The sequence below is a fragment of the Mycolicibacterium sp. MU0050 genome (genome assembly GCF_963378085.1).
Classification (GTDB): domain Bacteria; phylum Actinomycetota; class Actinomycetes; order Mycobacteriales; family Mycobacteriaceae; genus Mycobacterium; species Mycobacterium wendilense.
Genome location: NZ_OY726395.1, coordinates 1,717,458 through 1,737,291 on the forward strand (window position 1 = coordinate 1,717,458; position 19,834 = coordinate 1,737,291).

Genomic DNA, 19,834 nt, shown 5'->3' on the forward strand with positions numbered 1-19,834 from the left:
GGGTATCTCACAACCCCGGCGGCCCGGGTGGGGGATCGCGCAAAACGATCGCTTGGCCCGTTTCCTTTCGCTGCCGCAGAATCCCGCCTAGGCTGGTGTGAACTGGATCACAGCTGCGGAGGTTGCGATGCGGATCGCCGATGTCCTGAGAAGCAAGGGGGCCGATGTCGCCACGGTGCGACCGGAAGCGACGGTGCGGGAGTTGTTGGCTGGACTGGCCGAGGCGAACATCGGCGCCATGGTGGTCGTCGGGTCGGCGGGGGTGATCGCCGGGATGGTCTCCGAACGCGACGTGGTGCGCCGGTTGTACGAGCAGGGACCGTCCATTCTCGACCTGTCGGTGGCCCAGATCATGACGCCGGCGGTGGCCACCTGCGGCTTGGATTCCTCGGTCGACGAGCTCTCCGAGATGATGACCACAAACCGGGTGCGCCACATCCCGGTGCTGGTCGAGGGTCGGCTGGCGGGCATCGTGAGCATCGGCGACGTGGTCAAGACCCGCCTCGAGGAACTCGAGTCCGAGCAGGAACTCTTGCAGGCCTACATCACCCAGGGCTGACTTCTGGGGCTCTGCCGTGTCAGGCTGGTCGGATGCTTTATCCCGACGCCACCCCGGAGGTTGCGCCCGCCCGCAAGGCCGACATCCGCGAACTCGGACGGACGCTGGGCCGCGCGTTCTTCGACGACCCGGTGATGACGTGGATGTTCCCGCAGGCCGGCCGGCGCGCAAAGGCCCTGCCCAAGATGTTCGCGACGATGACTCGGCACCAGTTCCTGGGGCACGGCGGCGTCGAGGTCGCCTCCGACGGGGTGCACATCGCAGCGGCTGCGCTGTGGTCCCCGCCCGGCCGCTGGCAGACGACACCGTGGCAGGACCTGCGCATGATCGCCGGGTTCCTCGGTGCGATGGGCCTGCACGTCAAGCGCGGCCAGCAGGTCGGCGAGTTGATGAAGAAGCACCACCCCGAGCAGCCGCACTGGTATCTGGGGGTGATCGGCAGCGACCCCACCTTCCGCGGCGGTGGGTACGGCCACGCGCTCATGGCCTCGCGCCTGGACCGCTGCGACGCCGAGTTCGCGCCGTCGTATCTGGAGTCCAGCAATCCCGTCAATGTCCCGTACTACCAGCGTTTCGGGTTCGAGGTCACCGGCGAGATCCAGCTGCCCGACGGCGGTCCGGTGATGTGGCAGATGTGGCGCGAGCCGCGCTGACCCGAAAAGCGGTCAGCTCCAGGAGTACTCGGCCCGTAACCGCGTCGCGACCAGGTCGAACTTCGCGCGGTCCAGGATGGCGCCCTCGCGCCGGATGCCCTCCTCGGGCACGTCGAGCACCCGGTCCAGCCGGACCCAGCTCGGGCGGCCCTCGCCGTCCCAGGGACCCGAACCGATCCCCACCCAGTGTCGGTCGTCGGCGTGGTGCGCCTGGCTGGACAGCATGAGCCCCAGCAGCACCGAGCGATCGCGGCCAACCACCAGCACGGGCCGGTCCTTGCCGCGGCTGGGGTCGTCCTCGTAGACCACCCAGGTCCAGACGATCTCGCCCGGATCGGCCTGGCCGTCGAGGTCGGGGGCATAGGAAATCCGGCGCGCGCGGTGCGCGGTCGGCACCACGGTGTGGGTGACGGGCCGCCCCGCGGTGATCGCCGCCGGCGGCTCGGCCGATGCGCCGACGAGCGCGTCGACACCGATCTTCAGCCCCTGCTGGATGGTGCGTTGCATGCCCTGCGGGTTCTGCAGATTGCGGATCAACTTGGGTGCCTCGTTGAACACCAGATGCTCGGTGACCTTCAATACCTGCTGCAGCGGCCTCCATTGCGACGCCATAGCTGCCAAGCATAAGCGCTTCCGGGCAAGCTCGATTGTGACCCGACGTCGGTCGCTGGCTACTCTGGAGACGTCCCATCGCGCCAAACAGGCCGACCCACCAGGAGATTTCCATCAGCACCTTCGCCGACAAGACGTTCACTGCGCCGGCGCAGATTCGAAATTTCTGCATCATCGCCCACATCGACCACGGGAAGTCCACCCTGGCCGACCGGATGCTGCAGCTCACCGGGGTGGTCGACGACCGTTCGATGCGTGCCCAGTACCTGGACCGGATGGACATCGAGCGCGAACGTGGGATCACCATCAAGGCGCAGAACGTGCGCCTGCCCTGGCAGGTCGACGGCGAAGATTTCGTGTTGCACCTGATCGACACCCCCGGCCACGTGGACTTCACCTACGAGGTGTCGCGCGCACTGGAGGCCTGCGAGGGCGCCGTGCTGCTGGTCGACGCCGCGCAGGGCATCGAGGCGCAGACGCTGGCCAACCTGTATCTGGCGCTGGACCGCGACCTGACCATCATCCCGGTGCTCAACAAGATCGACCTGCCCGCCGCGGACCCGGACCGCTACGCCGGCGAGATCGCGCACATCATCGGCTGCGAGCCCGAGGAGGTGCTGCGGGTCTCGGGCAAGACCGGGGTGGGCGTGCCGGAGCTGATCGACGAGGTGGTGCGCAAGGTGCCGCCCCCGCAGGGCAACGCCGATGCTCCCGCCCGGGCGATGATCTTCGACTCGGTCTACGACATCTACCGCGGCGTGGTCACCTACGTGCGCGTGGTCGACGGCAAGATCACCCCGCGCGAGCGCATCGCGATGATGTCCACCGGCGCCACCCACGAACTGCTCGAGGTCGGCATCGTCTCGCCCGAACCGAAGGCCAGCGACGGCCTCGGGGTCGGCGAGGTGGGCTACCTGATCACCGGCGTCAAGGACGTTCGGCAGTCGAAGGTCGGCGACACCGTCACCACCGCGCGCCAGGGTGCGACCGAGGCGCTGACCGGCTACCGCGAGCCCAAGCCCATGGTCTATTCCGGGCTGTACCCGGTCGACGGGTCGGACTATCCGAATCTGCGCGAGGCCCTGGAGAAACTGCAGCTCAACGACGCCGCGTTGACGTGGGAGCCGGAGACGTCGGTGGCGTTGGGGTTCGGGTTCCGGTGCGGGTTCCTCGGTCTGTTGCACATGGAGATCACCCGCGAGCGCCTGGAACGTGAGTTCAACCTCGATCTGATCTCGACCTCGCCCAACGTCGTCTACCGGGTGCAGAAGGACGACGGGGCCGAGATGATCGTCACCAACCCGTCGGACTGGCCCGAGGGCAAGATCTCCGCGGTCTACGAACCGGTGGTCAAGACCACGATCATCGCGCCCAGCGAATTCATCGGCTCCATCATGGAACTGTGCCAGTCGCGGCGCGGGGAACTCGGCGGCATGGACTATCTGTCGCCCGAGCGCGTCGAACTGCGTTACACAATGCCGTTGGGGGAGATCATCTTCGACTTCTTCGACGCGTTGAAGTCACGCACCCGCGGGTACGCCAGCCTGGACTACGAGGAGGCCGGCGAGCAGGAGGCCCAGCTGGTCAAGGTGGACATCCTGCTGCAGGGGGAAACGGTCGACGCCTTCAGCGCGATCGTGCATAAGGATTCGGCCTTTGCCTACGGCAACAAGATGACCACCAAGCTCAAAGAGCTCATTCCGCGGCAGCAGTTCGAGGTCCCGGTGCAGGCCGCGATCGGCTCGAAAATCATTGCCCGCGAGAACATTCGGGCCATCCGCAAGGACGTGCTGTCCAAGTGTTACGGCGGCGACATCAGCCGTAAGCGCAAGCTGCTGGAGAAGCAGAAGGAGGGCAAGAAGCGGATGAAGACCATCGGTCGCGTCGACGTTCCGCAGGAGGCCTTCGTGGCCGCGCTGTCCACCGAGTCCGCGGGCGACAAGGCCGCCAAGAAGTAGAGCTGTCTTCGCCGCAAGCGCTCAGCTGTGAACGCCTCACCGCGGCGAGCGCTCTGCTGGGTACAGCCCACCGCCGCGAGCGGCCACTGTTGTACAAAATTCTGCGCCTGGGTTCAAGGGGTGGATGCAACAGCCTCTAGCTGAGGGGTTCAGATGGGGCTGCCGGAGTTAGCGCGTGTGGAAAGCCGGTTTTGGGAACTAATTCGTGATGGGCTCTCGCCGCGAGATGCCGGCAAGGCTGTCGGCGTGTCGGGGCACACTGGTTATCGCTGGTTTGCTGATGTTGGAGGTGTGAAACCACCTCCGCGTGATGACGGGCCTCGGAAAAAGCCTCGGTTGAGCTTCGAAGAACGTGAGGAGATCGCGTTAGGCATCGCTGCAGGGGAATCGATGTGCAGCATCGCGCGTCGACTCAAGCGGGCACCATCGACGATCTCGCGTGAAATCAAGAACAACAGCAAGCCTGGCCGCAACCGTTACCGCAGCCGATACCAGTTCGGGGCGAGGTGGCATGGCGGTCACGAGCAATGTCCGCGCTATCGTGCCAGCAGCGCTCATGCACGTAGTCAGCGTCGGGCTCGCCGAGCCAAGCCGGGCAAGCTGGCGACCAACCGGCGTTTACATGCTGAGGTGCAGACTCGGTTGGAAGATGATCAGCACAGTCCTGAGCAGATCGCTCGACGGCTGCAGATCGACTTCCCTGACGATCCGGAGATGCGGGTGTCCCACGAGACCATCTATCAGGCGATTTATGTTCAGGGCAAGGGGAATTTGCGCCGCGAGTTGCATACCTGTCTGCGGACCGGACGGGCGTTGCGTAAGCCTCAGCGCCGCCCCGATGAGCGCCGCGGGAAACTGCGGGACATCGTCAGTATCAGCGAGCGGCCGCCGGAGGTCGAAGACCGGGCTGTCCCCGGACACTGGGAGGGAGATCTGATCCTGGGCAGCGTCGCATCGGCGTCGGCAATCGGGACGGTGGTAGAACGCACCACTCGTTTCACTATGCTGCTGCACCTGCCCGACCGGCATACCGCAGAAGCCGTCCAGGAAGCGATCGTAACCAAAATGGCCCAGCTCCCGACGATCCTGCGCAAGACTCTGACCTGGGACCGAGGCCACGAAATGGCCAACCACGCCGCCATCGCGACCGCCGCGGAGCTGGACATCTACTTCTGCGATCCGCACTCGCCCTGGCAGCGCGGCACCAACGAAAACACCAATGGTCTGCTACGCCAGTACTTTGCCAAAAGTACTGACTTGTCGGTCTTTCCCGCTGACTACCTCGACTACGTCGCGGCCAAACTCAACAACCGGCCACGGAAAACCCTGCGCTGGAAAACCCCCGCCGAAGCCCTCGACGAATTACTGTCGAACCCGTTCAAATCGCCCGCTGTTGCATCCACCGCTTGAAACCGCCGCGGATTTGCGTACCAGGATGAGCGCTCGCGCACAGGGGGCGGGGAGAAGCCTCAGATGTACATCGCCGGGTCGATGTAACTGGTGGGATCGACGGCCTCTTCGCGTTCCTTGGCACCGCGATGTCGCACCACCGCCGGAATGCCGGTCGCGATCGACTCGGCCGGCACGTCGCGGGTGACGACGGCGTTGGCGCCGATCGCGCTGTCGTCGCCGATCGTCAGCGGCCCCAGCACCTTGGCGCCGGCGCCGATGGTGACCCGGTTGCCGACGGTGGGATGACGCTTGACCTGCTGGAGGGTGCGCCCGCCGAGGGTCACCCCGTGGTAGAGCATCACGTCATCGCCGATCTCGGCGGTCTCACCGATCACCACGCCCATGCCGTGGTCGATGAAGAAGCGTCGGCCGATGGTGGCGCCGGGGTGGATCTCGATGCCGGTGAACGCGCGCACCGCCTGCATCAGGATCCGGGCCGGCCCGCGCAACGCCGGGCGCGCCCACATCCGGTGCGCCACCCGGTGCGCCCAGATCGCGTGCAAGCCCGAGTACACCAGCGCGTTCTCCACGTCTCCGCGCGCCGCCGGGTCGTGTGCGCGGGCGTTCTGCAGGTCTTCCCGCAGCGTGGCCAACAGCGCCATGGTCCTCAGTCCCGAACGTGCTCGAACAACGCCGTGGAGACGTAGCGCTCGCCGAAGTCGGGGATGATCACCACGATCTGCTTACCGGCGTTCTCCGGGCGTTTGGCCAATTCCAGTGCGGCCCAGACGTTTGCACCGGCCGAGATGCCGCCCAGGATGCCCTCCTCGGTGCCGAGCGCGCGGGCAGTGGCAATCGCGTCGTCGAAGGCGGCGTCGATGATCTCGTCGTAGACGCCGCGGTCGAGCACCTCGGGGATGAAGTTGGCGCCGATGCCCTGGATCTTGTGCGGGCCGGGGTCGCCGCCATTGAGGATCGGGGAGTCCAGCGGTTCCACCCCGACGATCTTCACCTCGGGCTTGCGAGCCTTGAGCACCCGGCCGACGCCGGTCAGCGTCCCGCCGGTGCCGATCCCGGCCACGAAGATGTCGACGGCGCCGTCGGTGTCCGCCCACACCTCCTCGGCGGTGGTGCGTTCGTGGATCTCCGGGTTGGCCGGATTGGCGAATTGGTCTGCGGCCACCGCGTTCTCGGTCTCGGAGATGATCTGCTTGGCGCGGGCCACCGCGCCGGCCATGCCCTCGGACCCGGGGGTCAGCACGATCTCGGCGCCGAAGGCGCGTAGCAGCACCCGACGTTCGGTGGACATGGTGTCCGGCATGGTCAGGATGACCCGGTAGCCGCGGGCGGCGCCGACCATGGCCAGCGCGATGCCGGTGTTGCCGCTGGTGGCCTCGACGATGGTGCCGCCCGGTCGCAGGGCGCCGGCGGCTTCGGCGGCGTCGATGATCGCCACCGCGATGCGGTCCTTGACGCTGTTGGCCGGGTTGTAGAACTCCAGCTTGGCCAACACCTGTGCACCGAGGCCCTCGGTGAGGCGGTTGAGCCGGACGAGCGGCGTGCGCCCGACCAGTTCACTGACGTCGTTGTAGATAGTGCTCATGACCGCCCTTCTGATGCAGCTCAGATTCGTCAGATCGAGACTAGCGGGTGCCGGTGAACCTGTCGGCAACGCAGCCCATCAGCGCGCGTGCAGCGACGATCAGGCAAGCTGGGATGGTGACCGCCCGCGAGAATATTCTGCTCGTACACTGGCACGATCTGGGCCGCTATCTGGGGATTTACGGTAATTCCGACGTGCAGAGCCCCTGTCTGGACCGGCTGGCCGCGGAAGGGCTGTTGTTCACCCGGGCCCACGCCACCGCACCGCTGTGTTCGCCGTCGCGGGGGTCGTTGTTCACCGGCCGTTACCCGCAGAGCAACGGCCTGATCGGGCTGGCCCACCACGGGTGGGAGTACCGCGACGGTGTGCGCACGCTACCCGCGGTGCTGTCCGAATCCGGTTGGTATACCGCTCTTTTCGGTATGCAGCACGAGACGAGTTTCCCGTCCCGGCTCGGGTTCGACGAGTTCGACGTGTCCAATTCATACTGCGAATACGTCGTCGAGCAGGCGACCGCGTGGCTGCGCCGGGCCCCGTCGACGCCGTTTTTGTTGACGGCGGGATTCTTCGAGACCCACCGCCCGTATCCGCACGACCGGTACGAGCCCGCCGACCCAGCCGCGGTGCGGGTGCCCGAGTACCTCCCGGACACCCCTGAGGTACGTCAGGATCTCGCTGATTTTTACGGCTCGATCACCGTCGCCGACGCGGCGGTGGGGCAGCTGCTCGATACCCTGGCCGATACCGGACTCGACGCGAGCACTTGGGTGGTCTTCGTCACCGACCACGGTCCGGCGTTGCCGCGGGCCAAGTCCACGCTCTACGACGCGGGCACCGGGATAGCGCTGATCGCGCGGCCACCGCGCTCCCGCGGGTTGGCCCCCGGGACCTACGACGAGCTCTTCAGCGGGGTGGATCTGCTGCCCACGCTGCTGGATCTGCTCGGGGTCGAGGTGCCGGCTGAGGTCCAAGGGGTTTCGCACGCCGCGAATTTGCTGGAGAATGGTCAAGGTGCGCGGTCGGCGGTGTACACGACCAAGACCTATCACGATTCTTTCGACCCGATTCGCGCCATTCGGACCAAGGATTACAGCTACATCGAGAACTACGCGTCGCGGCCCATGCTGGATCTGCCCTGGGACATCGAGGACAGCGCTCCGGGGCGAGCGCTGGCGGGGCAGATCGATGCCCCGCGGCCGGCGCGTGAACTCTACGATCTGCGGGTCGACCCGCGGGAGCTGAACAACCTCCTGACCAGCTCAGATAGCGAAGAGGTCGAGGCCGTCGCCCACGACCTGGCGGTGCGGCTCAACGCGTGGCGGGAGAAGACCGATGACGTCATCCCGTCCGAGTTCGCCGGCACCCGGATATCCGATCGCTATACCCGCACCTACGCGCACATCCAGGGTATTCCCTATCCCAGCCGATCGGCTGTCGCCATAGAGCGCGGCATAAGTCCCGCGCCGGAACAATAGTTATCTTCCCGTTGAAGGTAATTCCCGTGCCGAGCCGCCTGCGAAGATTGCTATTAGGCTCTCGCGAATGTCCGAGAAACCGACGGCGTACCTCGTTCTGGCGTCCCAGCGCAGTGGGAGCACCCTGCTGGTCGAGTCCTTGAGAGCCACCGGTGTCGCCGGCGAACCACAGGAGTTCTTCCAGTACCTGCCGCACACCAGCATGTCCCCACAGCCGCGGGAATGGTTCGCCGACGTCGACGACCCGTCGATCCTGCGGTTGCTCGACCCGCTCATCGAGGGCACGCCGGATCTGGCCGCCGCCGAGATCTGGCGGGACTACATCCGCACCGTCGGCCGCACGCCCAACGGCATCTGGGGTGGCAAGCTGATGTGGAACCAGACCCCGCTGCTGTTGGCGCGGGCCAAGAATCTGCCGCAGCGCTCGGGGGAGGGCCTGCTGGCCGCCATCCGGGATGTCGTCGGCAGCGACCCGGTGCTGGTGCACGTCTACCGGCCCGACGTGGTGTCCCAAGCGGTTTCGTTCTGGCGGGCGGTGCAGACCAGGGTCTGGCGGGGTCGGCCCGACCCGGGACGCGACGCACGCGCCGAGTATCACGCCGGGGCCATCGCGCATGTGGTCCGGATGCTGCGTGAGCAGGAGGAGGGCTGGCGCAAGTGGTTCGTCGAGGAGGACGTGCACCCCATCGACGTGCCGTATCCGGTGCTGTGGCGCAACCTGGCCCAGACGGTCGGCACGGTGCTCGAGGCGCTCGGCGAGGACCCGCGACTGGCGCCGGCGCCGGTGCTGGAGCGCCAGGCCGACCACCGCTCCGACGAATGGGTGGAGCGCTACCGCGCCGATGCGCAGCGGCTGGGGTTGCCGCTGTAACCGCGCCGGACGCCGCCGGAAATGTTCCGTCCTGCCTAGGGTGGGGGACGTGACCTGAGATCCCACCGTCGAGGGAGCGCCGATGTCGAACGCCGCCGCAGTAGCCGACCAGCAGTTGTCCACGGCCATCCGGGAGGGTTCGGCGGCCGAGCACGAGGCCGCCGAGACATCCGATTTCACCGTGCAGTTGCTGGCGGGCCGGATCAATGCGGCCGGCTACACGGCGTATCTGCAACGGCTGCACACGGTGTACGCCGCGCTCGAGGACGCGGTGCGGGCCCGGCGCACCGACCCCGCGGTGGCGGCGGTGTACGACCCGGCGGTGGAACGGCGGGCCGCGCTGGAAGCCGACCTGGACCACTGGGCGCCGGGCGCCCCGTACGACACCGACAGTCCCGCGGCCGCCGAGTACGCGGCCCGGCTCCGCAGCCGCGACTGGGGCGGCGATCTGCTCGCCCACCACTACACCCGCTACCTCGGCGACCTGTCGGGCGGGCGGACCATCGGCCGCGTCGTGGCGCGCAGCTTCGATCTGGACGACGCCGGCGTGGCGTTCTACACCTTTGCGGAGATCGCCAAGCCCAAGCCGTACAAGGACGCCTACCGCGCCCGCCTCGACGAACTCGACCTCAGCGCCGCGGACAAGGCACGGGTGGTCGACGAGGTCAAGGTCGCGTTCGGGCTGAACCAGGCGGTGTTCGACGAACTCGGCCGGCGCCTCGAGGCGTACCTGCGCTGACGCGGGTCCGGCTCACATCGGCGCGTTGGCGGGTACGAACACCCCGGAGCTGTCGGCTTCCTCCTCGGCGCGGATGACGTGCACCACGGCGTTGATCAGCGCCAGGTGCGTGAACGCCTGCGGGAAGTTGCCCAGGTGGCGTCCGGTGCGCGGCTCGATCTCCTCGGCGTAGAGGTGTAGCGGGCTGGCGAAGGACAGCAGTCGCTCGCACAGGTGCCGGGCGCGGTGGATCTCGCCGATCTCGACCAGGGCCGACACCAGCCAGAACGAGCAGATGGTGAACGTCCCCTCCTCGCCCGTCAGCCCGTCGTCGGTCTCCTCCACCCGGTACCGGAGGACCAGGCCGTCGTGGGTCAGTTCCTCGGCGATGGCCATCACGGTGGCGCGGATCCGCGGGTCGTCCGGCGGAAGGAACCGGGTCAACACCGCCAGCAGCAGCGAGGCGTCCAGAGCCGGGTGGCCGTACCGCTGGGTGAGCACGCCGCGCTCGTCGACCCCGTGACGTAGCACGTCGTCCTTGATCTCCTCGGCGATGGCGCGCCACTGCTGCGCGTAGCTCTTCTCACCCTGCAGTTCGGCCAGCTTGGAACCGCGGTCCAGCGCCACCCAGCACATGATCTTGCTGGAGGTGAAGTGCTGCGGTTCGCCGCGCACCTCCCAGATGCCGCGGTCGGGTTGGCGCCAATGCTTGATGGCCTCCTCGACCTGTTGCTTGAGGACCGGCCACAGCGTTTCGGGGATCTGCTCGCGGGACTTGGTGTGCAGATACACCGAGTCCAGCATGGTGCCCCAGATGTCGTGCTGCATCTGGTTGTAGGCGCCGTTGCCGATCCGCACGGGCCGTGCGTTGTCGTAACCGGACAGGTGGTGCAGTTCGTCCTCGACGAGGCTGCGTTCCCCGCCGACCCCGTACATCACCTGCAGCGGATGCCGTTCGCCGTTGTTGGCGCCGGAGACGTCGGCGATGAACGCGAAGAAGTCGTCGGCCTCGCGGTCCAGGCCCAGCGTGTACAGGCCCCACAGCGCGAACGTCGAGTCCCGCACCCAGGCGTAGCGGTAGTCCCAATTGCGTTCTCCCTGCGGCGTTTCCGGCAGCGACGTGGTGCTCGCGGCCAGCAGGGCGCCGGTGGGGGAGTAGGTCAGGCCCTTCAGCGTCAGCGCGCTGCGCTGCAGGTAGGCCCGCCACGGATGGTCGGGGAAGTCGCCGATGTTGATCCACTGCCGCCAGGCCTCGCTGGTCTTCCACATCTTCTCGGCGGCTTCCTCGAAGGTCTGCGGCGCCGGGTGTTTGGACCAACTCAGCGCGACGAACACGTTGTCGCCCTCGGTCAGCCGGGTGCGTGCCCGGGCCTGATGGCCCTCCAGGCCCAGCCGCAGGTTGGTGGTCAGTCGCAGCGTCGGGTGGGCGTCGGGGTCGCGGCTGGCGCGGGCGATCGCCTCGCCGTAGGCCGCCGCGGAGTACTCCCAGGTGGCCGGGATGCGGTGGTAGTCGAACGAGGGCTCGCAGTTCATCACCAACTCGACGGTGCCGGACACGCAGCGCACCGTGCGCAGCAGGATGTGTTCGGCGTCCCAGTCCATCGGGGTGCGACGGTGGGTGCGGGAGCGGGATTCCACGTCGTGCCAGGGACCCATCACCAGCGCCTCGCGCACGATCAGCCAGCCGGTGTGGGTTTGCCAGGTGGTCTCGAGGATCAGACTGCCCGGCAGGTACCGCCGCGCCGATGGCACCGATACGCCGTAGGGGCCGAGCCGGAAATGGCCGGCGCCGCGGTCCAGGATGGCGCCGAACACGCTGGGGGAGTCCGGGCGCGGCACGCACAGCCATTCCACCGAGCCGGCCGAGCTGATCAGGCAGGTGTTCTCGCAGTCCGACAGGAACCCGTAGTCGGCGATCGGCGGAAACGTGTTGCGCAGCGGGCCGGTGGGCGCGTACGGGACGGGCGCGGTGGCAGTGAAGGGCGGGGTCTGGTTGGTCCCGGTGTCAATTGCCATTGGCACATCATCGGCTCTCGACGCTGTCGGCGTCCACTCGCCGCGGGTCGCGCGGCGGCGGGCAGGGCGCCCGTCGCCGGCCGGTGCTCGTAGGGTGGTGGTCGATGGACGGGTTTCTGAGTTGGTGGGACGGCGTGGAGCTGTGGCTGTCCGGCCTGGACTTCGTGCTGCAGACGCTGGTGGTGATGCCGGTGGTGCTCGCGTTGGCCTACGGCAGCGCCCTGCTGCTCGACGCCGTGCTCGGCAACACCATCCGGGTGAGCAACCGCATCACCACCGCCGTTCGCGGCGGTCAACGAGCCGACGGGGATGGGGAGTGAGACCTATGCCGCGATCACGGGTGACCTTGGCGCTGGTGGCGTTGCTGGTGTTCGTCGTGGTGATGTGGTTGTTGACGCGCTGAGGCGGATGATGCCTCACCGGGCAATCCGGTGGGATTCTGTTACGCTTCCCGCCATGCGCGCAGCGACCGGCAACAAGGGCGGCCATATCCTGGCCCTCATTGCCGTGGGTTTCTCCGCTGTCGCCGATGTCTGCTGTTGTCGCTGATCAACCAGCCCGTCAACGGTCTGGCGTCGGTGCGCGCTGCGTCCAGTCGAGTACTGATCCCTTGCCTTTCCGTTTGGACGGGAATCTTTTTCCCTAGAGTCCGTTTTGAGGAAAGGCCATCAATGCGCAATGTCATCACCTCGACCAAGCGCCTGCGCACGCTCACCGCGCTGGCTCTGACGACCACGTTGGTCGCCGCCTGTGGCGGTGGCGCCAGCGACGTCGTCGGTGAGGGACCGGCGACGGACGCGGACACCACCCTCACCCTGGTGGCGTTCGCGGTCCCGGAGCCGGGCTGGTCGAAGGTGGGTCCGGCGTTCGCGGCCACCCCCGAGGGCGAAGGTGTGGCGGTGACGGCCTCCTATGGCGCCTCCGGCGATCAGTCCCGCGGCGTGGAGTCCGGTAAACCCGCCGACCTGGTGAACTTTTCCGTCGAGCCCGACATCACCCGGCTGGTGCAGGCCGGCCTGGTCGACGAGGACTGGAACAGCAGCGTCCACAAGGGGCTGCCGTTCGGTTCGCTGGTGACCTTCGCGGTGCGCGAGGGCAACCCGAAGAACATCCGCACCTGGGACGACCTGCTGCGCGACGACATCGAGGTCATCACCCCGAGCCCGCTCAGTTCCGGTGCCGCCAAGTGGAACCTGCTGGCGCCCTACGCGGTGAAGAGCAATGGCGGCCAGGACCACGAGGCCGGGATCGCCTTCGTCGAGGAACTGGTCACCCAGCACGTCAAGTTGCGTCCCGGCTCCGGCCGGGAGGCCACCGACGTGTTCCATCAGGGCACCGGTGATGTGCTGCTGGCCTACGAGAACGAGGCGCTGAACTTCGACCTCGAGTACGTCAACCCTGCGCAGACGTTCAAGATCGAGAACCCGGTGGCCGTCGTCAACACCAGCAAGCACCTGGAGAAGGCCACCCAGTTCGTCAACTTTCAGTTCACCCCCGAGGCGCAGCGGCTGTGGGCCGAGGCCGGTTTCCGTCCCGTGGACCCCGCGGTCGCCGCGGAGTTCGCCGAGAAGTTCCCCGCACCGGAGAAGTTGTGGACCATCGAGGACCTCGGGGGCTGGGCCCAGGTCGACGCCAAGCTGTTCGACAAGGACAACGGCACCATCACCCAGATCTACAAGAAGGCCACTGGATGACGACTCTCGTCGAACCCGATCCGGCGGCGCAGCCCGCCGGTAATCGGGGTCTTCGGTTGCCGGGACGTCGCGACCGCGGGTCCTTGCAGATCGGCGTCGCGGTGCTGTGGCTGTCGCTGATCGTGCTGCTGCCGCTGGCGGCGATCGTGTGGACCTCGGCGGAAGGCGGCTGGGAGGCGTTCTGGTCCGCGGTCACCACGCCGTCGGCGCTGGCGTCGTTCCGGGTCACGCTGACCATCTCGGTGATCGTGACCGTGGTCAACGCGGTCTTCGGGTTGCTGATCGCCTGGGTGCTGGTGCGCGACGACTTCCCGCTCAAGCGCGCCGTCGACGCGATCATCGATCTGCCGTTCGCGCTGCCGACCATCGTGGCCAGCCTGGTGCTGTTGTCGCTCTACGGTCCCGGTAGCCCGGCGGGGATCCACATCCAGCACACCGCCTGGGGTGTGGGGCTGGCGCTGGCGTTCGTCACGTTGCCGTTCGTGGTGCGCGCGGTGCAGCCGGTGCTGCTCGAGTTGGACCACGAGGTCGAGGAGGCGGCGGCCTCGCTGGGCGCCAACAATCTGACGATCTTCGTCCGGGTGATCCTGCCGGCGCTGGCCCCGGCATTGCTTTCCGGCGCCGGGCTGGCGTTTTCGCGGGCCATCGGCGAATTCGGCTCGATCGTGCTGATCGGCGGGGCGATCCCGGGCAAGACCGAGGTCTCCTCGCAGTGGATCCGGACGCTCATCGAGAACGACGACCCGGTAGGGGCCGCGGCGATCTCGATTGTCCTGCTGCTCATCTCGTTCGTGGTGCTGTTCGTCCTGCGCTACCTCGGCGCCCGGGCCGCGCGGCGGGAGGCGACGACGGGATGATCCTCTCCAAGCCGGCCCGGCTGACGCTGCGCCTGATCGCGTCGGCCTACATCTTCGCGTTGCTGGTGGTCCCGCTGGGGGCTATCCTGTGGCGCGCGTTCGCGCCCGGGTTGGGCGAATTCTGGGCCTCGATCACCACGCCGGCCGCGCAGTCGGCCCTGCAGCTGTCGCTGCTGGTGGTCGCGATCGTGGTGCCGTTGAACGTCATCTTCGGTGTGCCGACGGCCATTGTGTTGGCGCGCAGGCGGTTCCGCGGCAAGAACGCGCTGCAGGCCGTCATCGACCTGCCGTTCGCGGTGTCGCCGGTGGTGATCGGTGTCGCCCTCATCGTGTTGTGGGGCAGCGCCGGGCTGTTCGGCTTTGTGGAGAACAATCTGGGCCTGAAGATCATCTTCGGTTTCCCGGGCATCGTGCTGGCCAGCCTGTTCGTCACCATCCCGTTCGTGATCCGGGAGGTGGAACCGGTGCTGCACGAGGTGGGCACCGATCAAGAGGAAGCCGCGGCGATGCTTGGCGCGGGGTGGTGGCAGACGTTCTGGCGCATCACGTTGCCGTCCATCCGCTGGGGGCTGACCTACGGCGTGGTTCTCACCGTGGCGCGCACCCTCGGGGAGTTCGGTGCGGTGCTGATGGTGTCGTCGAACCTGCCCGGCCAGTCGCAGACCCTGACGCTGCTGGTGCACGACCGGTACGTCCTGGGTAATCCCTACGGCGCCTACACCATTTCGATCGTGTTGATGGCGGTGGCGCTGATCGTGCTCGTCGCCCAGATCCTCTTCGATTCGCAGCGCTCCCGAATCAAGACCGAGAACTGACCAAGGAGACCTCGACAGATGACCGAGAACGCCATTTCGGTAGCGGGCGCAAACAAGCGCTACGGGGATTTCACCGCCCTGGACAATGTCGACTTCGTGGTACCGACCGGCTCACTGACCGCGCTGCTGGGCCCGAGCGGCTCGGGCAAGTCGACGCTGCTGCGCGCCATCGCGGGTCTCGACGAGCCCGACACCGGGACCATCACCATCAACGGGCGCGACGTCACCCGGATTCCCCCGCAGAAGCGCGGGATCGGGTTCGTGTTCCAGCATTACGCGGCGTTCAAGCATTTGTCGGTGCGCGACAACGTGGCGTTCGGGCTCAAGATCCGCAAGAAGCCGAAGGCCGAGATCAAGGAGCGGGTCGACAACCTGCTGGAGGTCGTCGGGCTGGCCGGGTTCCAGACCCGCTACCCGAATCAGCTCTCCGGCGGGCAGCGGCAGCGCATGGCCCTGGCGCGCGCGCTGGCGGTGGACCCCGAGGTGTTGCTGCTCGACGAGCCGTTCGGCGCGTTGGACGCCAAGGTGCGCGACGATCTGCGGACCTGGCTGCGGCGACTGCACGACGAGGTACACGTCACCACGGTGCTGGTCACCCACGATCAGGCCGAGGCGCTCGACGTCGCCGACCGGATCGCGGTGCTCAACAAGGGCCGTATCGAGCAGGTGGGGTCGCCCAAGGAGGTCTACGACGAGCCGGCCAACGCCTTTGTCATGTCGTTCTTGGGCACCGTCTCGGCGCTGAACGGAATTCTGGTGCGCCCGCATGATATTCGCGTCGGGCTGAACCCGGACATGGCGATTGCCGCTGATGACCCCGCGGCCGCCGCGGGCGTCACCCGGGCCACCGTCGACCGAGTGGTCACGCTCGGCTTCGAGGTGCGTGTCGAACTCACCAGCGCGGTCAACGGCGCCCCGTTCACTGCGCAGATCACCCGCGGCGACGCGGAAGCGTTGGGCCTCCAGGCCGGCGACACGGTGTACGTCCGGGCCACCCGGGTACCGCCAATCGCCGGCGGTCCGCAGAGCACCGCGCCCAACTCCTCGCCCAACTCTTCCCCCGCGAGCGTGCGTGTCCCCGAGCGACACTCCTCGGATTTACCGTAGTTTGCGCCCGCTCGCGACGGGCTCCCCGTGGGGTGAAATCGAGGCTGCGCTCACCGCGGGAAAGCGTGGGTGGTTTGCGCGCTCACCGCAGTCTGGATGAGCCATTCATCGAGGCTGCGCTGACTGCGGGAATGTGCGAGTAGTTCGCACGCCCACCGCAGTCTGGACGACGGGCCTCACCGGGAACAACGCTCACCGCAGTGTCGATAACGCCCCCGCGACAAACGCCCCAGGACTACGCGGCGATCCGCTGATCCAGCGCGGCGTCGTAGCGGTCCAGGACGGTCGCCGCGACCAGGTTGTGCGAACCCAGCGGCTCCGCCACGGTGATCCCTTGCGCGGCAGCGTATTCGACGACCCGGTCGGTGATTCGGCCGTGCGCCAAAAACCACGGGGCGATCACCACGCGACGCGCCCCCGCGGTGCGCAGCCGCAGCGCCACCTCGGCCAGGTTCGGGTTCGGGCCGGCCGCGAACGCGACTCTGGCCCCGGCCCAACGGGTTTCGGCCAGCAACAGCTTGGCGACCGTCGCCGTGCGCGCGTTGGCCGCGGCGTTCGACGAGCCCACCGACACCACCATCACGCCGACGTCGGCGTCGTCCCCGGAAACCCCGGCCTCGCTGAGCCGTTGCCGCAACACCGTCAGCAGCGCCGGATCCTCGCCGAGGACGGGGGCCTGTACGACGTCGGCTCCGGCGGCCGCGATCATCTCCGGGATGTCCACCCGGGCGTGGAAGGCATCGGCCAGCAGCAGCGGCGACACCACCGCGGGGCCGTCGAGCGTGACCAGCACGTCGCTCAGGTTCGGGGTGTTCTGTTCACAGAACGCCACCCGCACATCGAGTTCCGGCCGCAGCCGGCGAATCCGGCCCGCGACGGCGTGGGTCACCGCCGGCGAGCGCGGATCGGCGCTGCCGTGCGCCGTGAGAACGAGGGTGGGCGCAGGCCCGGCATCGGGCGACGCCACCGCAACGGTGGACCAGTTCACGAAGAGTGCAGCCCGCATTCGGTCTTGGCCAGCCCCTGCCAGCGCCCGCTGCGCGGGTCGGCGCCGGGTGCGGGCTTGGCGGTGCACGGCGCGCAACCGATCGACGGGTAACCCTCGTCGACCAGGGTGTTCACCAGGATGCCGTTGGCCTCGATGTAGTCCTGCATCTGCTCGTCGGACCAGGCGGCCAGCGGGTTGATCTTCACCAGCCCGAACGCCTCGTCGAACGAGATCAGCGGCGCGTTGGCCCGCGTCGGCGCCTCGACCCGCCGAATGCCCGTCACCCATGCCGAATAGTTGCTCAGGGCCTTGGACAGCGGCTCCACCTTGCGCATCCGGCAGCAGGCGGCGGCATCCCGGGCGAACAGGTCCTTGCCGTGCAACTGGTCCTGCTCGGCGACGGTGTGCTCGGGCGTCACGTTGACGATGTTGACGTCGTAGACCATCGCCGCGGCGTCGCGGGTGCCGATGGTCTCGGCGAAGTGGTAGCCGGTGTCGAGGAACAGGATGTCGACCCCGGGCCGCACCTTGGCCGCCATCTCCACCAGCACCGCGTCCTGCATGTTCGACGCCACCACGTAGTGGCCCGCGAAATGCTCGTCGGTCCAGCGCAGCAGCTCCTCGGCGGTGGCCCCGTCGAGTTCCGCTGCGCCGCGGGCGGCGAGCTCCCGCAACTCGGCTTCGGTCGTGTGGTTTGCCTCAACAGTCATCTGCGTCTCACTTCAAGTCGTCATCGTCGGCCCGAACGGCCCACTCTGCGAAACGCTCGTCGCTGCCGCGTTGTTTCACGAAGTTGCGCACCACCCGCTCGATGTAGTCACCGAGCTCGCTGCTGAGCACCTTGTGTCCGCGCAGCTTGCGCCCGAAACCGCTGTCCAGGCCCAGGGCGCCGCCCAGGTGCACCTGGAAGCCCTCCTCGGGGCCGTCGCCGTCGTCGACCATCTGGCCCTTGAACCCGATGTCGGCGACCTGGATGCGGGCGCACGAGTTGGGGCAGCCGTTGATGTTGACCGTGATGGGAACGTCGAGCTGGGCGTTGAGGTCCGCCAGCCGGCTTTCGAGCTCCGGCACCAGCGACTGGGCACGGACCCGGGTCTCGGTGAACGACAGTTTGCAGAACTCGATGCCCGTGCAGGCCATCAGGTTCTGCCGCCAGCGCGAGGGCCGGGTCTGCAGTCCCAGCGCGTCCAGACCGGTGGTCAGCGCGTCCAGCTTGTCGTCCGGAACGTCGAGGACGATCAGCTTCTGGTAGGGCGTCAGCGTGACCCGGTTGGAGCCCGCGGCCTCGGCCAGGTCGGCCACCTTGGTCAGGATCTCACCGGAGACCCGCCCGGCGATGGCGGCGGCGCCGACGGCGTTGAGGCCGTTCTTGGTCCGCTGGACGCCGACGTGGTCCATGTTGTGCTTGAGCTGCGCCGGTGCGGGTCCGTCGATGAGCGGACGCTTCAGGTACTCGGTTTCCAGAACTTCCCGGAATTTCTCGACGCCCCAGTCCTTGATCAGGAACTTCAGCCGGGCCTTGGACCGCAGGCGGCGGTAGCCGTAGTCGCGGAACACCGAGGTGACGCCCTCCCAGACGTCGGCGACCTCGTCGAGCGGCACCCAGGCGCCCAGCCGCTGGGCCAGCATCGGGTTGGTCGACAGTCCGCCGCCCACCCACACGTCCAGCCCGGGCCCGTGCTCGGGGTGGTTCACCCCGATGAAGGAAATGTCGTTGATCTCGTGGGCGACGTCCTGCAACCCGGAGACCGCAGTCTTGTACTTGCGCGGCAGGTTGGAGAACTCCGGGTTGCCGATGTAGCGCGCAACTATCTCCCGGACCGCCGGGCTGGCATCGAGCACCTCGTCGAGCGACTCGCCGGCCAGGGGGGAGCCGAGCACCACGCGGGGGCAGTCGCCGCACGCCTCGGTGGTCCCGAGACCGACAGCGTCCAGCCGCCGCCAGATCTCCGGCACGTCCTCGATCCGGATCCAGTGGTACTGGATGTTCTGCCGGTCGGTGATGTCGGCGGTGTCCCGGGCGAACTCGGTCGAGATCTCACCGATGGTCCGCAGCGCGGCCGTGCTCAGGGCGCCGCCGTCGCAACGCACCCGCATCATGAAGTACTCGGCTTCGAGCAGGTCGGCGTTGTCGTCGCCGGTGTAGGTGCCGTCGTAGCCCTCGGTGCGCTGGGTGTAGAGGCCCATCCAGCGGAACCGACCCCGCAGGTCGTTCTTGTCGATGCTGGAAAAGCCCTGCTTGGAGTAGACGTTGAGGATGCGCTCGCGCACGTTCAGCGCGTCGTCGTCCTTCTTGAACTGCTCGTTGGGGTTCAGCGGCTCGAGTTCGCCGAGCGCCCACTGGCCTTCGGAGCGCGGCTTCTTGGCGGGCCGGGCGGCCTTCTGCGGCGCAGCGGTGGTTTCGGTCATAGATGCTCCTCAGATCAAGGAGCTGGCGTTCGGTGTGCGCACATCTGCCGGTGGCTGTTCCGGCAGCGCATGTCCGGTGGCCAGCTGTACGTACAGGTGGGCAGGGC

General features: G+C 67.6%; 19 protein-coding genes and 1 pseudogene. 13 read left to right on the forward strand and 7 right to left on the reverse strand.

Features of this window, described 5'->3' with window-relative positions:
- The first annotated feature begins 127 nt into the window (after positions 1–127).
- Together R2K23_RS08235 and R2K23_RS08240 are read left to right on the forward strand one after the other, a co-directional pair.
- A complete protein-coding gene (locus R2K23_RS08235) occupies positions 128–559 on the forward strand; it encodes a CBS domain-containing protein (RefSeq protein ID WP_316515918.1) in 432 nt (143 codons plus the stop codon).
- Positions 560–591: 32 nt separating this feature from the next.
- Positions 592–1,212, forward strand: coding sequence for a GNAT family N-acetyltransferase (locus R2K23_RS08240; protein ID WP_316515920.1), 621 nt, complete (start codon positions 592–594; stop codon positions 1,210–1,212).
- Positions 1,213–1,224: 12 nt separating this feature from the next.
- On the opposite strand, the gene R2K23_RS08245 is transcribed toward R2K23_RS08240, so the two are convergent.
- Positions 1,225–1,824: a type II toxin-antitoxin system PemK/MazF family toxin gene (locus R2K23_RS08245; protein ID WP_316515923.1), complete on the reverse strand. Its 600-nt coding sequence runs from the start codon at positions 1,822–1,824 to the stop codon at positions 1,225–1,227.
- On the opposite strand from R2K23_RS08245, the pseudogene lepA reads away from it, so the two are divergent.
- Positions 1,823–3,782 (forward strand): annotated as a pseudogene (gene lepA, locus R2K23_RS08250) (translation elongation factor 4). The gene R2K23_RS08245 and the pseudogene lepA overlap by 2 nt on opposite strands.
- Positions 3,783–3,935: 153 nt before the next feature.
- On the forward strand, positions 3,936–5,192 hold the full coding sequence (locus tag R2K23_RS08255; protein WP_316510746.1) for an IS30 family transposase: 1,257 nt from the start codon (positions 3,936–3,938) through the stop codon (positions 5,190–5,192).
- Positions 5,193–5,251: 59 nt separating this feature from the next.
- On the opposite strand, the gene epsC is transcribed toward R2K23_RS08255, so the two are convergent.
- A complete protein-coding gene (epsC, locus tag R2K23_RS08260; protein ID WP_316515924.1) occupies positions 5,252–5,836 on the reverse strand; it encodes a serine O-acetyltransferase EpsC in 585 nt (194 codons plus the stop codon).
- Positions 5,837–5,841: 5 nt separating this feature from the next.
- Positions 5,842–6,777 (reverse strand): cysteine synthase A, encoded by a 936-nt coding sequence (gene cysK, locus R2K23_RS08265; protein WP_316515927.1) that lies wholly within the window; start codon positions 6,775–6,777, stop codon positions 5,842–5,844.
- 113 nt (positions 6,778–6,890) lie between these two features.
- On the opposite strand from cysK, the gene R2K23_RS08270 reads away from it, so the two are divergent.
- The 3 genes from R2K23_RS08270 to R2K23_RS08280 all read left to right on the forward strand — a co-directional run bounded on the left by R2K23_RS08270 (position 6,891) and on the right by R2K23_RS08280 (position 9,862).
- Positions 6,891–8,252, forward strand: coding sequence for a sulfatase family protein (locus R2K23_RS08270; RefSeq protein ID WP_316515929.1), 1,362 nt, complete (start codon positions 6,891–6,893; stop codon positions 8,250–8,252).
- A 67-nt stretch (positions 8,253–8,319) separates the two neighbouring features.
- Positions 8,320–9,123: a trehalose 2-sulfotransferase gene (gene stf0 / locus R2K23_RS08275; RefSeq protein ID WP_316515930.1), complete on the forward strand. Its 804-nt coding sequence runs from the start codon at positions 8,320–8,322 to the stop codon at positions 9,121–9,123.
- A gap of 82 nt (positions 9,124–9,205) precedes the next feature.
- Positions 9,206–9,862 carry a biliverdin-producing heme oxygenase gene (locus tag R2K23_RS08280; RefSeq protein WP_316515932.1) on the forward strand — a complete coding sequence of 219 codons (657 nt, stop codon included), beginning with the start codon at positions 9,206–9,208 and terminating at the stop codon, positions 9,860–9,862.
- Positions 9,863–9,874: 12 nt separating this feature from the next.
- Here R2K23_RS08280 and R2K23_RS08285 read toward each other — a convergent pair whose 3' ends face one another.
- A complete protein-coding gene (locus R2K23_RS08285; RefSeq protein ID WP_316515934.1) occupies positions 9,875–11,857 on the reverse strand; it encodes a glycoside hydrolase family 15 protein in 1,983 nt (660 codons plus the stop codon).
- A gap of 104 nt (positions 11,858–11,961) precedes the next feature.
- Here R2K23_RS08285 and R2K23_RS08290 point away from each other — a divergent pair, with 104 nt between their 5' ends.
- The 6 genes from R2K23_RS08290 (at position 11,962) to R2K23_RS08310 (ending at position 16,330) form a co-directional block, all read left to right on the forward strand.
- The gene (locus R2K23_RS08290; protein WP_316515935.1) at positions 11,962–12,177 is read left to right on the forward strand and encodes a hypothetical protein; all 216 of its coding nucleotides are present in this window, start codon (positions 11,962–11,964) and stop codon (positions 12,175–12,177) included.
- 136 nt (positions 12,178–12,313) lie between these two features.
- Positions 12,314–12,406 (forward strand): Ms4533A family Cys-rich leader peptide, encoded by a 93-nt coding sequence (locus tag R2K23_RS24865; RefSeq protein ID WP_396893268.1) that lies wholly within the window; start codon positions 12,314–12,316, stop codon positions 12,404–12,406.
- Between the two features lie 122 nt (positions 12,407–12,528).
- Entirely contained in the window at positions 12,529–13,551 is a 1,023-nt protein-coding gene (locus tag R2K23_RS08295) for an extracellular solute-binding protein (protein ID WP_316515937.1), read from the forward strand.
- Positions 13,548–14,408, forward strand: coding sequence for a sulfate ABC transporter permease subunit CysT (gene cysT / locus R2K23_RS08300; protein WP_316515940.1), 861 nt, complete (start codon positions 13,548–13,550; stop codon positions 14,406–14,408). Before R2K23_RS08295 ends, cysT begins: the two co-directional genes overlap by 4 nt.
- Positions 14,405–15,223, forward strand: coding sequence for a sulfate ABC transporter permease subunit CysW (gene cysW, locus R2K23_RS08305; protein WP_316515941.1), 819 nt, complete (start codon positions 14,405–14,407; stop codon positions 15,221–15,223). The genes cysT and cysW overlap by 4 nt, the downstream gene beginning before the upstream one ends.
- Before the next feature lie 18 nt (positions 15,224–15,241).
- A complete protein-coding gene (locus R2K23_RS08310; protein ID WP_316515943.1) occupies positions 15,242–16,330 on the forward strand; it encodes a sulfate/molybdate ABC transporter ATP-binding protein in 1,089 nt (362 codons plus the stop codon).
- A gap of 235 nt (positions 16,331–16,565) precedes the next feature.
- Here R2K23_RS08310 and R2K23_RS08315 read toward each other — a convergent pair whose 3' ends face one another.
- From R2K23_RS08315 to R2K23_RS08325, 3 genes are read right to left on the reverse strand one after another with little or no spacing between them, the layout of a single operon-like run.
- Positions 16,566–17,318, reverse strand: coding sequence for a sirohydrochlorin chelatase (locus R2K23_RS08315; protein WP_316515944.1), 753 nt, complete (start codon positions 17,316–17,318; stop codon positions 16,566–16,568).
- Positions 17,315–18,028 (reverse strand): phosphoadenylyl-sulfate reductase, encoded by a 714-nt coding sequence (locus R2K23_RS08320; RefSeq protein WP_316515946.1) that lies wholly within the window; start codon positions 18,026–18,028, stop codon positions 17,315–17,317. Before R2K23_RS08320 ends, R2K23_RS08315 begins: the two co-directional genes overlap by 4 nt.
- Positions 18,029–18,035: 7 nt before the next feature.
- Complete coding sequence (locus tag R2K23_RS08325; RefSeq protein WP_316515948.1) at positions 18,036–19,727, reverse strand: nitrite/sulfite reductase; 1,692 nt, start codon at positions 19,725–19,727, stop codon at positions 18,036–18,038.
- Positions 19,728–19,834: the final 107 nt, after the last annotated feature.